Origin of the sequence: Parabacteroides chinchillae (assembly GCF_900108035.1) — a bacterium.
GTDB lineage: Bacteria > Bacteroidota > Bacteroidia > Bacteroidales > Tannerellaceae > Parabacteroides > Parabacteroides chinchillae.
Window position 1 is genome coordinate 44,851 of record NZ_FNVS01000004.1, and the last position, 13,502, is coordinate 58,352.

General features: G+C 41.3%; 14 protein-coding genes and 1 pseudogene. 12 read left to right on the plus strand and 3 right to left on the minus strand.

Features of this window, described 5'->3' with window-relative positions; all coding sequences use genetic code 11:
* Nucleotides 1–182: 182 nt before the first annotated feature.
* Both C4S38_RS04260 and C4S38_RS04265 read right to left on the minus strand, forming a co-directional pair.
* Nucleotides 183–488: a helix-turn-helix domain-containing protein gene (locus C4S38_RS04260; protein ID WP_103982686.1), complete on the minus strand. Its 306-nt coding sequence runs from the start codon at nucleotides 486–488 to the stop codon at nucleotides 183–185.
* Between the two features lie 46 nt (nucleotides 489–534).
* Nucleotides 535–846 carry a helix-turn-helix domain-containing protein gene (locus tag C4S38_RS04265; RefSeq protein WP_008622952.1) on the minus strand — a complete coding sequence of 104 codons (312 nt, stop codon included), beginning with the start codon at nucleotides 844–846 and terminating at the stop codon, nucleotides 535–537.
* Between the two features lie 66 nt (nucleotides 847–912).
* Between C4S38_RS04265 and C4S38_RS04270 the strand changes: the two genes are divergently transcribed.
* From C4S38_RS04270 to mobA, 3 genes and pseudogenes are all read left to right on the plus strand, one after another.
* A complete protein-coding gene (locus C4S38_RS04270; protein ID WP_103982687.1) occupies nucleotides 913–1,122 on the plus strand; it encodes a hypothetical protein in 210 nt (69 codons plus the stop codon).
* A 276-nt stretch (nucleotides 1,123–1,398) separates the two neighbouring features.
* Nucleotides 1,399–1,865: pseudogene (locus tag C4S38_RS04275) on the plus strand (DUF3408 domain-containing protein).
* Nucleotides 1,866–2,144: 279 nt separating this feature from the next.
* On the plus strand, nucleotides 2,145–2,582 hold the full coding sequence (gene mobA, locus C4S38_RS04285) for a conjugal transfer protein MobA (protein ID WP_103982688.1): 438 nt from the start codon (nucleotides 2,145–2,147) through the stop codon (nucleotides 2,580–2,582).
* 136 nt (nucleotides 2,583–2,718) lie between these two features.
* Here mobA and C4S38_RS15775 read toward each other — a convergent pair whose 3' ends face one another.
* Complete coding sequence (locus tag C4S38_RS15775; RefSeq protein WP_160034632.1) at nucleotides 2,719–2,886, minus strand: Fic family protein; 168 nt, start codon at nucleotides 2,884–2,886, stop codon at nucleotides 2,719–2,721.
* Between the two features lie 302 nt (nucleotides 2,887–3,188).
* Here C4S38_RS15775 and C4S38_RS04290 point away from each other — a divergent pair, with 302 nt between their 5' ends.
* From C4S38_RS04290 to C4S38_RS04330, 9 genes are all read left to right on the plus strand, one after another.
* Nucleotides 3,189–3,404 (plus strand): helix-turn-helix transcriptional regulator, encoded by a 216-nt coding sequence (locus tag C4S38_RS04290; protein ID WP_103982689.1) that lies wholly within the window; start codon nucleotides 3,189–3,191, stop codon nucleotides 3,402–3,404.
* Between the two features lies 1 nt (nucleotide 3,405).
* Nucleotides 3,406–4,455 carry an adenine-specific methyltransferase EcoRI family protein gene (locus C4S38_RS04295; RefSeq protein ID WP_103982690.1) on the plus strand — a complete coding sequence of 350 codons (1,050 nt, stop codon included), beginning with the start codon at nucleotides 3,406–3,408 and terminating at the stop codon, nucleotides 4,453–4,455.
* A 6-nt stretch (nucleotides 4,456–4,461) separates the two neighbouring features.
* Nucleotides 4,462–5,571, plus strand: a complete 1,110-nt coding sequence (locus C4S38_RS04300) for an HNH endonuclease family protein (RefSeq protein ID WP_103982691.1) — start codon at nucleotides 4,462–4,464, stop codon at nucleotides 5,569–5,571.
* Between the two features lie 17 nt (nucleotides 5,572–5,588).
* On the plus strand, nucleotides 5,589–6,542 hold the full coding sequence (locus C4S38_RS04305) for a hypothetical protein (protein WP_103982692.1): 954 nt from the start codon (nucleotides 5,589–5,591) through the stop codon (nucleotides 6,540–6,542).
* Entirely contained in the window at nucleotides 6,529–6,981 is a 453-nt protein-coding gene (locus C4S38_RS04310) for a hypothetical protein (protein ID WP_103982693.1), read from the plus strand. The genes C4S38_RS04305 and C4S38_RS04310 overlap by 14 nt, the downstream gene beginning before the upstream one ends.
* A complete protein-coding gene (locus tag C4S38_RS04315; protein ID WP_103982694.1) occupies nucleotides 6,968–7,999 on the plus strand; it encodes a nucleoid-associated protein in 1,032 nt (343 codons plus the stop codon). Before C4S38_RS04310 ends, C4S38_RS04315 begins: the two co-directional genes overlap by 14 nt.
* A gap of 3 nt (nucleotides 8,000–8,002) precedes the next feature.
* Nucleotides 8,003–8,992: a virulence RhuM family protein gene (locus tag C4S38_RS04320; protein ID WP_103982695.1), complete on the plus strand. Its 990-nt coding sequence runs from the start codon at nucleotides 8,003–8,005 to the stop codon at nucleotides 8,990–8,992.
* A 412-nt stretch (nucleotides 8,993–9,404) separates the two neighbouring features.
* Entirely contained in the window at nucleotides 9,405–11,888 is a 2,484-nt protein-coding gene (locus C4S38_RS04325) for a TonB-dependent receptor (protein ID WP_146059447.1), read from the plus strand.
* Between the two features lie 95 nt (nucleotides 11,889–11,983).
* Entirely contained in the window at nucleotides 11,984–13,291 is a 1,308-nt protein-coding gene (locus tag C4S38_RS04330) for a DUF4933 domain-containing protein (protein ID WP_103982697.1), read from the plus strand.
* Nucleotides 13,292–13,502 lie beyond the last annotated feature (211 nt).

Here is a 13,502-nt window from a genome sequence, read left to right on the forward strand (position 1 = left end):
TTGAAAGGCATCCGGCAACGGAAACAAGCGACTGATGGGAAATCAGAAGAAATAGAGGAACAGCTTACAGACGAAGCTAAGTATTGATGCTTCATCCGTAAGCTGTTCCTTTCTTCTTTTTGCCGAAATTCCATTGCTGCCGCAAGCATGGGCAGACGGCAAACTGCGCTCCTTCAAGAAAATCAGATTACCGTCTGTCGGTAAGCGGAACGGTAGCTGTCAGCCAGCATCCTTTCGATGTCGGATTCACGGTATAGGATTTTACCGCCCAACTGGATGTAGGCTATCCGTCCCTCGTTGCGGTAGTCCTGAAGTGTCCGGCGGCTCACTTTCAACCGTGCAGACACCTCCTTGTCGGTAAAGAAACGTTCCCCGTTCAGTGTCGGGCGGTAGTTGGCGGTCAGATGCTCTACGTTATCCAGCAGACGGTCGAGGCTGCCCATGAAGTGGATTATCCACTCGTTGTCTTTGTTAATCAGTTCGTTCATATTACTTTGGATTTAGTGGAATTGTTATCATCACTCTATTCGGTTGTCAGATTGTCCTGCCTTTGAACTTCGCTTCCTTTCTCCTGTCCTCCACGATGGAAACGATACGCTGCACATCTTCGGGACGGTAATAGGTCTTGTGGTTTATCTGTGAATAAGCCAACGTGCCGTTGTCCCGAAGCGTCTGCAACGTGCGTGGACTGATATTGAGCATCCGGCATACGTCCTGATTGTCCATCCACTCACTCATTTTCTTTTCGCCATGCCGATGGCAGATGGCATCCATACGACTGACGAAGCGGTCGAACTTGGCGACCATCGCCTCAAAGGTCTTTCTCTCGATTGATACGATTTCCATATAGTCTTTCTTTTAGTTGTTACTGTCTCTTTTGTCACAAAGGAATATACAATCCGTTACCTGACAATGGATTCTCCGAAAGTGGCAGCGTGTTGCGCCGATATGGTGGTCATTGTCCGGGATGCCGCTTTTCTTTTAGCAGTCATCATTCCTTTTGTCGCAAAGAAATACATAATCTCCCACCCTGCAATGTTTTTTGAGATTACTGGCAGTATGTGGAACAGGGTGGTAGAGGTTGGCATAGCTTACCGATTGCCTAATTCTTCCAATCCTTAGCCCTTAATTCCCATATATAATAAGGAAGTCACAAACCCAATAAGGGCTTAATTCAAAGTCGCCCGTAATTAAGCCTTTGCCCTTTCTGGTATATATATCCGGCAAATCGGTGAAGTCCGCACCGCTTCGTCAACCGCCATAAAGCAGAATCACACAAAATTGCCTAAGAGAATCCAAGTGCTTGACTGACTGCACTAAAGCATCTTACTTTGCTCCCGATAATCGGTCGAGGTACTGACCAAGACCACATTCAATAACTTAATCTATTTATTTACAATGAAGAGAGAACCAAACATTACAGAGCAGCAGGCTCGTGAAATTGCGGAAAAAATGAGACGCAGGGAATCCTACACTCCCAAGTCAATGGATGACCTCTACAGGCGTATCGGTCTGGAACCGGATGAGCCGGGGCAGCCCGGCAATACCGTACGGAGGAAACAGAGACCGCTGTGACGGATGAACCGTCTGGTGTGGCGGTCGAGGAGGCAGCAATGCCGCAGAAACGTGTCAGCAGCAAGCAGCGCAAGCTGTCGCTGGAGGAATACCGCACCACTTATCTCCAAGTCCCCAAGATTGTCAACCGCAAGCCCGTGTTCGTCAGTGAGACGGTGCGTGACGAACTGGACAAGGTTGTCCGCTACCTCGGAGGAAAGGGCATGAGCGCATCAGGGCTGATTGAGAACCTTGTCCGCCTGCACCTCGATGCCTATCGGGATGACATTGAGCAGTGGTGCAAGCTCTGATGGGATTACGGAAAGTCAGTTAGGTCGGTGGATATACTTCATCGGCTTAACCGATACCCAAGATGAGTTATTATACTCGGAAACAAATCTGACAGATGGAGGATTTTTGTGTCTTCAAAGACACAGCAAGATATATTTTCAGTTACCCGAATAATTCTAAGTAACTGAAAACACCTTCACTGCCGTGGGCAGAATTATCCTCCGCAGTCGGATAATTTCGGGATTCATTAATCAAAGATTAAACAATGGACAAGCCATAAAATTAAAAAAATAAGAAGTATGAAAAAGAAGAGCAAGTACGGGAGAAATCCCAAGTTGAACCCGAAGACGCACTGCGTGATGGTGCGCTTCGATGATGTGGAATGGGACAGGTTCCTGACAATGTACGAGGAATCGAATGTGTACGCGAAAGCCGTCTTTCTCAAGGCGCACTTCTTCGGGGAGAAGTTCAAGGTGCTGAAGGTGGACAAGACGATGCTGGAATACTACACCAAGTTGTCAGATTTTCACGCCCAGTTCCGCTGCATAGGCACGAACTACAATCAGGTTGTCAAGGAACTGCGCATCCACTTTTCGGAGAAGAAGGCGATGGCGTTGCTCTACAAGTTGGAGAAGTGTACCATTGACCTTGTAAAGCTGAGCCAGGAGATTGTGGAACTTTCAAGGGAGATGGAGGCTAAGTGGCAACAACAGACACAACAACATGGAAACTGTTAACTGGGATATTGTCAAACATGTATCTCAACAATTAAAAACCGCAACGGAATGGCTGTTTTATTCCGTTGCGGTTGTATACTATACTGACAATAATCCTATTTGGTATTATCCGTTAGCCATCTCTTAGCTATTTCTGTCAACCTATATTGTTGTTTCGGGTGCTTCGGTTGGTTAGTAATTCTTCCTCCAATGCAGGAGTGATATAGCTCTCACGGAAATACTTTAAGTCTTTAATATCACATACATTTGCCATATCTCTCATAGACATATAAGAATCGCTCATTTTCTGAATGAGTAATTCCACTTGTGGGGTACTTAGGGGTGCTTAGGGGGTACTTAGGGAATATTTGTCCTCTTGGTACGCCTCTATTGTGAAAGATTTGAAGTCTATTCATTTGAAAGCGATAGTTACCAAATCTTTATCAATACATCATGTACTTTGTTGCATCATTTTCTCCTCTACTTAATCCAAATCAAATGTTATTATAATCATAAATCTCAAAAATGAAGTGCAAAAATATCATTTCCACAACTCAATTCAAATTTTATCATTATATTTGCAAATAGAATCAATTTATATACTTTAAGTGGAAGTCAAAAAGTCTTATGGAAACAACAAGGATAAACAGATTGAAGATTGTATTGGCAGAGCAAAACAAGACAGGGAAATGGCTAGCGGAGCAACTCGAAAAAAATGAAGCGACTGTATCGCGATGGTGCTCTAATTCCTCCCAACCGTCCTTAGAAATGCTTTTAAAGATTGCAGATGTCTTGAATATAGATGTGCGGAAACTGATTAATCACGGTAATAACGAAGAATGACATGGCTAACAAGAATCTAAATAAGGCGAAAGAAGCGAAGAAAGACGAGTTTTATACGCAACTCGAAGATATCAATAATGAGCTTAAACATTATCGCGAGCATTTTCGTGGTAAAACCGTTCTATGTAATTGTGACGATCCGCGTGTAAGTAACTTCTTTACCTATTTTGCCTACAACTTTGAGTTCCTTGGATTGAAAAAGTTGATTACCACCTGTTACAAAAATCAAGATATGGACTTGTTCAGTCAAAACAAAAGCGAACAGGCTGTATATTTGGTTTATGAAGGGGACAAGAACGGAGACCATATCCCTAATGCAGATGAGATAGGTGTGATGCCATTAAAAGGGGATGGTGATTTCAGAAGCAAAGAATGTATTGAACTTCTGAAAGAAGCTGATATTGTTGTTACCAATCCTCCTTTCTCCTTATTTAGGGAATATGTAGCTCAATTGATTGAATATGACAAGAATTTCTTGATTATAGGACATCAGAATGCCATTAAATATAAAGAAATCTTTCCCCTTATCCAGCAAAACAAACTTTGGCTTGGGTATGGTTTTAAAGGAGGTGCGGGGCACTTTATTTCCCATTACGAGGATATGGCTACTGCGGGTGACCACCGAGAAGGCATGATTCGTGTTTCTGGAGTAACTTGGTTTACAAATTTAGAAACACCTAAGAGGCATGAAAACATAATTCTTTATAAGAAATACTCGCCTGATGAGTACCCCAAATATGAGAATTATGATGCCATTGATGTTTCAAAAACGGCAGAAATTCCTTGCGATTATGACGGAGAAATGGGTGTGCCAATAACATTCATGGATAAGTATAGTCCAGATCAATTTGAAATAATAGGTAATACATGTGATACAGACTGGATAAGAGCAGTAGGATTTAAAGCAATGGGGCAGGAAACTATTGACAGATTAAGGAAACAAGGTAACAAAGCCCATGTTACTGCGAATATGAATTCCCCTTATATATTGAAGGATGGGATTGTAACTTTACCTTACGCTCGTATAATCATCCGCAAAATTAAAAAATAATCAATCATGGATATAAAACCGAAATCAATAAAAATTGCTGACCTAATTAATGGTTACAGCAATGATGTAGACACCGGAGTAAAGGGGTATGGTGGGAGATTAGACATTCGTCCACCCTATCAACGGGAATTCCGATATGATATTAAACAGCAGCAAGCTGTAATTAATACCATTTTGAATGAATACCCTCTTAATATCATGTATTGGAGTGTAGGCGAAGATGGCAATTACGAAATGATAGATGGACAACAACGCACGCTGTCTATCTGTGAATTCTTTACCCATGGTTTTAACATAGAGGACAAAGACCGTGGTACACTCTATTTCTCAACCTTAACAAATGAGGAAAAGGGAAAATTCCTTAACTATGAATTGACGGTTTATTTCTGCGAAGGAACGGATAAAGATAAATTGGACTGGTTCAGAGTCATCAATATTGCAGGTGAGAAACTCCTCGACCAAGAACTCCTTAACGCTGTATATACCGGACCATTCGTGACTGATGCTCGCCGCCATTTTTCAAAGAATGGCTGTCCCGCTTACAAACTTGGAGCTGATTTTCTGAATGGTACCGCCATAGAACAAGCTTATCTTGCGACAGTGCTTAAATGGGCTGCGCGTCACGATGGCATTGCTAAAGTAGATGACTATATGGCGCAACACCAATTTGAACCTAATGCCAACAAGCTATGGGCATACTTCGTATCAATCATTACATGGATACGTTCCACTTTTCCTAAATATCGGCGTGAAATGAAAGGCTTGGATTGGGGTGCGATGTTCGATGAATTCGGTGAAGGTGTTTACGATACAGAAGCATTGGAAAAACAAATCCACGATCTGATGGAGGACGATGAAATCATGAAAAAATCCGGTATCTATCGCTATGTTCTAAGTGGTGATTTACGTGACCTCTGTTTCCGTTCTTTCGATAAAAAACAGAAGCGTGAAGCATACGAGCGTCAAAAAGGCATCTGCGTACACTGCCATAAGCATTTTGAGCTGGAGGAAATGGAAGCCGACCACATCACCCCTTGGAAAGAAGGCGGTACGACTGTGGCAGAGAATTGCCAGATGCTTTGTAGAAATTGTAATAGAATAAAAGGAGGAAAATAACATAGAATAACCGGAATATGGCAACAAAGAAAAATAAACGAGTAGAAGTTTTATCTCCCCAGATTAAATGTTTTGGTGGTGATATAACATTCGAACAAATACTTAACGTCGTTAACGGGGAAAAGTTTCAAAACGAGTTTAAGGATCATGAAATCAAATTAATGCCGACCACACTTTCTAATTGTCTTGTGGGCATAGTTATGACAGGACAAAACAAAGATTTACCTCCAAAACGAAACAATCAAACAGGAGAATTCTCTCAATTAAACCTTGATGTTAATAGAGAAAAATTATCTTTTGGGAATATATTTCTTTATGATGTTAGAATTAACGTCTTATTCTATGAACTAAATATAAATGGGTGTTATCTTGATAAATTAGCAGAAAATATTCAAACATATTGGAATAGTCGATATGATGACAAAATAGAATTGTCATTCCTGCCAGTTTCTCGAAAAGGAGAATACCAACGTTTAATGAAAATGGGGTATTACAAAGAGTTTTATGTAGAATTAACTAACCCAACCGAGATATTACAAGATTATAAAGATAGTACATCTAGTTTATTTTCTATGGCAAAGAGTTATATCTCAAAAGGAATGAAAAATAAATCCGATGTTTTTGTGTTGAAATTTGCAACCTTTGGGAAACAAGTTAACAAAATAGGATTGTCTGCTAAAGCTGTTTTGGAATTAGCAAAATCCTTTGGATTTTTGCTTGCTGGAGAGCAACGCAAGAATGTAAAAAAATTGCAGGTAAAAGGATATTTTGCAGACCCCAATGAACCTCAAACGTTACAGCCAATAAACCTTGTAAGTGATGTATTTACTATATACATCAAATTAACGGTGCAGACATTACCTTCTAATCTTCAAGAAATAGAACGAAAGGAAGAAATAGAAAAATTATATCAAAAACATTTGCCTGAACTTAATTACATCTTTAACAGAGAAAGTAATGAAAATCATTGAAAGATGTGGTCCACCACTTTTAGGAGTATTAGTTGGCTATTTGTTCTTTAAGTATAGTATTATGAGCTATTCTGACTGTAATGAATTTATAAAGCAATTTACAACAATCGGCACATGCGCTTTTGGATTCTTGCTGACTTTATTTGGGCTAATTATTCAAAGTAATAGTGATGTTATTACTGAAATCCGGGAAAGAAAAATTCCGTATAGACGGTTTATTTTCTATAATAGGAGAGTGGTATTTATATCTTTATTATTGACCGTCTATTCTTACATCATAGGCTATCTTAATTGGGATAATTTATTGCCGAGTAACAATATGATTGTATCAGTTGTTACAAGCATATTTTGGGGTGGATTTATTTGGTTTCTAATAGAAATCATTTATTTTCTTATAGTATTCTACATTTTAATACAAGATAAAAATGATACAGTTTAATAATACGGACATAAAAAGCATCGCTTTACATAAAGTTGGGAATAAATATAAAGATGAGCCTTTAGTCTTATCTAAAAAATTTATAGAAACAGATGATTTAACCAAAGAGATACTTTCAAGGTATTTTCTGTCCAGGTTTAGTTTTGCTGAGCTATATGTATTCTTCCATCAAATCGATATCAGATACAACGAAGTATATGATATTATTGATAAGTTATTCACAAAAGGTTTCATGGATATTTCGGATACAGAAAAATTGGCAAAACATTTATATGAGCAAAGCGTACATCCTAAAACTAAAGGTGGAGAATTTTATGTTGCATATTTTGAAGATTGCATAGTTGGTAAAACAAAAACAAATGCTATTGGTCTTTTCAAATCAGAAAATAAGGATATATTTTTAAAAATATATCCTAAAGAAGAAAATTTTGAAATAGAAAGCGAAACTGGAATAAGCATCAACAAACTAGATAAGGGCTGTTTGATTTTTAACATCGAACAAGAAAATGGCTATATAGTTGCTGTTGTAGATAATACCAATAAGGGTTCGGAAGCTAAATATTGGACTGATGATTTCCTGCATGTACGCCCAAGGAAAGACAGCTTCAATCAAACCCAAAATATGCTTTCTCTATGCAAGAGTTTTGTTTCTCAATTACCAAGCAACAACGGTAAGATTGAGAAAGTTACGTATATGAATAGAAGTGTAGAAGCATTGAAAGAGGAATCTGTTAATGTAAATTCCTTTGCGGAACAGGTCTTTAAAACTCCTAAATTAGTTTCTGAATTTAAGCAATACAAAGAAAGTTACCAAAGAGAGCGTGATATAGAAATTGATGATACTTTTGAAACAGCATCAACTGCAATAAAACGCAAAGGGACTGGTACAATGACAACAATCAAGCTTGATAAGAACTTTGATATAAACATTCATGGTGGAGAGCAATATATTGAAAGAGGCTATGATGAGAAGCGAAAGATGTATTACTATCAGTTGTTTTTTAAAGAAGAAAAATAGACAATGAACGAAGAGAACAAAATAATACTCTATCAAGACGATAACGAGATAACTCGTGTGTCCGTGCGTTTTGCCGATGAAGATTTGTGGCTGACACAAAATCAGTTAGCAGATATATATTGTACTACGCAACAGAACATCAGCCAACATGTGGACAACATATATAAAGATGGCGAACTGAGCATAGAGGCAACTAACAAGAAATTCTTGTTAGTTCGTCAGGAAGGCAATCGACAGGTGAAACGTAACATCGACCACTATAATCTTGATATGATTATAGCATTGGGGTATCGTGTTCAATCACAGGTTGCTACTCGTTTTCGTAGATGGGCTACCCAACGGCTTCACGAATATATCCAAAAGGGGTTTGCGATGGATGACGAGCGATTGAAGCAGGGAGGGAACCGATATTTCCGTGAACTTTTGCAGCGCATCAGGGACATTCGCAGTAGTGAGCGCAACTTTTACCAGCAAGTAACGGATATATATGCCACTGCGACAGACTACGACCCACGCGATAATATGACAAAAATGTTTTTTGCCACAGTACAAAACAAACTACATTATGCTGTTCACGAGAATACGGCTGCTGAAATCATATACAACCGTGTGGATAATGAAAAACCTTTTGTCGGAATGACCAACTTCAAGGGCAACTATGTGACCAAAGATGATGTCAAGATAGCCAAGAACTATTTGTCTGAGATTGAACTCCAACGTCTGAATCTGCTTGTTTCAGGTTTCTTGGATTTTGCGGAGTTCCAAGCATTGGAAATGAATCCTATGACAATGAAAGATTGGATAGAAGCACTGGATAACCAGATTATTGCTCATAAACGGAAGGTTTTGATTGGCAAGGGAAACATTTCGCATAAGCAGGCGATTGAAAAAGCGGAAAAAGAGTTTGAAATCTATCGCAAACGTGAAATGGAGTTGTTGGAAAGTGATTTTGATAAAGAAATAAAGAAGTTGAAAGACAATAATTCAAACTAATTCGCTACCTTTGTCCCAAGAAATCATCCGCTGCAACGATGCGCAAAACGCAGAAGTCCAACGGTGGAGCAATAGGAGGAGATTACTCTTGCACTGTTTCTGAAAAGTAATGATATACAGCTGCTTGCGAATTTATCACAATTCCTGGTGGCACCACTTTTAAAAGACTTCAAAATTAAACAGATCCCTGAAAATTAAATATTTCAGGGATTTTTGTTTTTTATTCCTGTTCTGTATCTTGTAAAGATATAAATTCCACGTCTATAGCTGTTTTGTTTCTTGAGTTATTTTGCCGGCAAAATAACAATCCTTCTCTCTTGGAAAGCAGTGTAAAAAACAGACTTTAAATATCCTAGTTATGTACTACATTTTAATTACTATATTTATACTCAAAATCAGAATACACACAAAAATGATAATTGATAATTCAAAAAACAGAATACAAGGAACAATAAGGGCCTATAATATCACAACCGTTTGGTTCGCTTGTTTTTTCATTGCATCAGCTGCAATCAATGCCCAGGAGACGGCAAAAGGAAAGACGGGAATTGTGCGTGGTGTGGTTACCGCAACGGTAGCCAAAACGCCCGTAGCAGGTGCCGAAGTCATCATACTGGGTGATACGGTTATTCGCTATACTGCGGCAGACGGAAGCTTTGAGTTCAACAAAGTAGCCGCTGGTTACCGCACACTGAACGTATCGGCAGATGAATACCTGAACTACATCTCCGAATCTTTTGAGGTAATAGCCTCGATCCCGACTGTTATCAATGTACAACTGGATGATGTACAACTATCGGCCGTCACGGTAACGGCTGCCGCACCATTGCGTTCGACAGTAGAGTCGCCCGTATCCCTACGCCGTATCGAACGGGAAGAGATAGACCTCACGCCCGGAGCCAACCGCGATATATCCAAAGTAATACAATCCACCCCCGGCGTAGTAACCGTATCGCAAAACAACCGCAACGATGTGCTGGTACGAGGTGGAGGTGCGAATGAGAATAAATACTTTCTGGATGATATTGAAATTCCGGTACTAAACCACTTCTCCGTTCAAGGAGGTTCGGGCGGATACGCATCACTGGTCAACACAGACCTGCTTCGCTCGGTAAATTTTTACACAGGCGCATTCCCGGCTGCTTTATCCAACGGTTTAAGCTCAGTGATGGATATGAAAATGAAGAATGGCAATGACGATCGTTTTCATGGCAAGGTAATAGTAGGAGCTTCCGATGTAGGTGCAACTATCAACACGCCTCTGACAAAAGACGGCAAGACCACCTTTATCAGTTCCTATCGCCATAGTTACCTGCAATTTTTGTTTGATATGCTGGGACTAACCTTTCTTCCTACCTACAACGACTATCAATTCAAGATCAGTTCGCACCTGAGTGACGATGACGAAATATACGCTATCGGACTAGGTTCGTTCGATAACAACCGCCTCAACCTCGGCATAAAAGACCCCGAAGAATCGCGTCGCTACATATTAGGATACCTACCCAACAACGATCAGGTAAGCTACGTATTTGGTTTGGGTTACCGTCGCGGATTTAAAGGAGGTCAGTTTAAAACGACATTAAGCCGCGATTACCTCCGCAACGATCTGTTTAAATACACCGGCAATGACGAATCAAAAGATAAAACGCTGGACATCCGCAGTCGAGAGGGCAACTATCGTTTCCGTGCCCTTGTGGATCTTTGGAACCTGGGAGGATTCCGTTTCAGTGCTGGTATAGGAGGCGGTTATGGCTCGTATGACAACAAAGCCATGCAACGCGTTTATACAGGCAACAACTATGCCGACCATTCCACACACGGCAAGGTAGACCTGTGGCGCTACGATGCCTTTGCCATGCTGAGCCGCTATTTTCTGGACAACCGCCTGTCGGTATTATTCGGACTGAGAATGGATGGTATGAATTATTCAGGCAAGACCAGTAATCCGCTCAAGCAACTATCGCCCCGTTTGAGTATGGCGTATAAGTTTACAGACAAATGGAGTGTGAACGCCACTGTAGCCCGTTATTATCAGGAACCCACATACACCACATTGGGTTATACGCCTGCCGATGGCTCTGCTTTCAACCAGAAAGACGGTCTGACCTATCAGAATGTGAACCAGTATGTAGCAGGAGTTAAATTCTCGCCCAGTGCGGAATCGTCTGTTTCTGTAGAAGGCTTTTACAAGCAATACGGGCATCTGCCTGTATCGCTTAATGACTCGCTGCCGATCTCTACAGGAGACCTTACGGACTATATTGTAGGCAATGCACCTGCATTATCCGCAGGCAAAGGGCGCGCGTATGGTATGGAACTTTCTTACCGCCACCTGAACTTCTTCAACACGGTTGTAAACCTTTCATACACCCTTCTGCGCTCCGAAATAAACAAGATGGACGCAGAGTTGCGCCCTATAAAGAATGAGTATTGGGCATCCAGTTGGGATGTACGGCATATCCTGAATATCTCGGCCATCCACAAGTTCCCGCACAACTGGACGCTGGGAGCCAAATGGTATCTTACCGGAGGCATGCCCTACACACCTTACGACAAAGAACTGTCATCGCAAATTGATGCCTGGGACTCTCGCCGCCGTCCATACGCAAACAATGCCCTGTATAACACGGAACGCACGGCCGCCTATCATCAACTGGACGTACGTGTAGACAAAGTATGGTACTTCAACAAATGGCGGCTCGGATTCTATGTAGACATACAGAACCTATACAACTACAAATCGCGCGGACAAAACTATTTCTTCCCGCAGCTCGACGCAAACAACCAGGGTATCCCCGATCCTAACCGTCCGGGATATTACCTGATGCAAGACTTGCCCAACGATCTGGGAGGAACCATACTTCCCTCCATCGGGATAACTCTGGAGATTTAACCGGAGAAGAGAAATAATCCCTTCCCCCTGCAAACGTATCTTTGCCCCGTGAAATTTTGTTTTTATTCGAAAAAAGAACCCATAAATATATAATTATGAAAACAAACCAACCCGTCCTTATCTCCATTCTGCTTACAAGCGCCGTTGTCGGTTGCAAGCAGACAGACAACAAAGTGTACCACCAGCCCACTCCCCCGCAGTATGAGGCTGTTTATGATCGTTCTACAGCACCGCTACAAATAGAGATAGAACAATCGCTGGAACGTCCTGCCAACCTGAATCTAAGCCGTATTGCCTCCCAACTGGAATACTATACCGTAGGTGATGCCCGGTTTCCGGTTACGCAAGCGATCGAGATACCGGACAACAATGCTTTCATTACCTTCAACTATCCGCGCATCTATTATCGCAAGCAGGATGTACCAAGCAAACGGTATGGATTCAAAGCCTTAGCCTATAAATGGAATAACGACATGAATAAGATCAACCTGTTCTACGATAAGAAAACAACACGCATGTATTGCGCCTTAAGCGGATTAGACCAGAACAATAAAGAAGAAGCCGCTCCTTACATCGGCGAACTCCCTCCACTGGATACTCTGCTCAAAATACAAAACTATATCTTTCCGGAAAACATAGCAATCAAGTATCCTCTACACCTGACACAAGACCGTTTATTGGGTTTCTCCTCCTCCGGCTATAGCCTTTGCCATTACGAAGGCGATGCAGGAGAGCCTAACGGCATAATCACTTTTAACCTGCAAGGAGATACGCTCTGCAAGTTCATTCTTAAGGAGCCGGCCTCCGCTGCCAAACGTTGGCAAACCGACAGTATTCCTTCGTTCCAGACATCTTCATGGAATAACGAACAAAATAAAATGACCTTTATAATTCCCTTCTGCGACACGATCTACCGGCTCTTGGACAGTCGCACCATTTCTCCGTTATATGCTCTTAATTTAGGAGAAAAGAGCATTTCCGGCGATCAGCTCACTCAACCGGTAGCCAATGGCAAAATATGGCTCCGTACTTGCTACGAAAACCCGAAAAGTGTCTGTATAGGACTTCGCCAGAAAGGAGCACCCGAAATAACAAACTGGCTAGGCTATACCGACGAATACAAGCCTGCCCTGACCCACCGGATAGTATATCTGAAAGAAGATGGAAAAACGTACGCCTTACCCCGTAACCCGGGTGGTTTCATCAACGACATAGACGACGGACTGGCATTCTGGCCTGACGGACAGACTGATGATTGTCTTTATATGATCCGTAGTGTTACCGAAATGCGCGAAACGGTCAAACGTACCGGTTCCACCCGCCAGCAAGAATTGCTCCGTTTTCTGGATAACCCGCAGGTGCATGAACGCGATTATGTAATGATTGTAGCCCGTATAAAATAAAGCATTCTCTTATGTATCATAAAAAAGCCTCCCTGAATTGAACCAGGAAGGCTTTTAACTTTTTAACCGTCTTCACTCCTCACGGAACTACAAACAGTCAGAACTTTTAATTTTATTACTTTAGTACTAATATAACATTCACTTGTTCGCCTGTCTCAGGGTAATTGGAGATCAAGGGGCAATTTTTAATTGCCCCTACGCTTTCCGCGTG

What these genes read in the sequence shown, in the direction of transcription:
- C4S38_RS04330 (WP_103982697.1), top strand. Translation starts at nt 11,984, where the DNA reads ATGAAAACAAACCAACCCGTCCTTATCTCCATTCTGCTTACAAGCGCC.
- C4S38_RS04315 (WP_103982694.1), top strand. Translation starts at nt 6,968, where the DNA reads ATGATACAGTTTAATAATACGGACATAAAAAGCATCGCTTTACATAAA.
- C4S38_RS04290 (WP_103982689.1), top strand. Translation starts at nt 3,189, where the DNA reads ATGGAAACAACAAGGATAAACAGATTGAAGATTGTATTGGCAGAGCAA.
- C4S38_RS04310 (WP_103982693.1), top strand. Translation starts at nt 6,529, where the DNA reads ATGAAAATCATTGAAAGATGTGGTCCACCACTTTTAGGAGTATTAGTT.
- mobA (WP_103982688.1), top strand. Translation starts at nt 2,145, where the DNA reads ATGAAAAAGAAGAGCAAGTACGGGAGAAATCCCAAGTTGAACCCGAAG.
- C4S38_RS04270 (WP_103982687.1), top strand. Translation starts at nt 913, where the DNA reads ATGGATTCTCCGAAAGTGGCAGCGTGTTGCGCCGATATGGTGGTCATT.
- C4S38_RS04300 (WP_103982691.1), top strand. Translation starts at nt 4,462, where the DNA reads ATGGATATAAAACCGAAATCAATAAAAATTGCTGACCTAATTAATGGT.
- C4S38_RS04320 (WP_103982695.1), top strand. Translation starts at nt 8,003, where the DNA reads ATGAACGAAGAGAACAAAATAATACTCTATCAAGACGATAACGAGATA.
- C4S38_RS04260 (WP_103982686.1), bottom strand. Translation starts at nt 488, where the DNA reads ATGAACGAACTGATTAACAAAGACAACGAGTGGATAATCCACTTCATG.
- C4S38_RS04325 (WP_146059447.1), top strand. Translation starts at nt 9,405, where the DNA reads ATGATAATTGATAATTCAAAAAACAGAATACAAGGAACAATAAGGGCC.
- C4S38_RS04295 (WP_103982690.1), top strand. Translation starts at nt 3,406, where the DNA reads ATGGCTAACAAGAATCTAAATAAGGCGAAAGAAGCGAAGAAAGACGAG.
- C4S38_RS04265 (WP_008622952.1), bottom strand. Translation starts at nt 846, where the DNA reads ATGGAAATCGTATCAATCGAGAGAAAGACCTTTGAGGCGATGGTCGCC.
- C4S38_RS04305 (WP_103982692.1), top strand. Translation starts at nt 5,589, where the DNA reads ATGGCAACAAAGAAAAATAAACGAGTAGAAGTTTTATCTCCCCAGATT.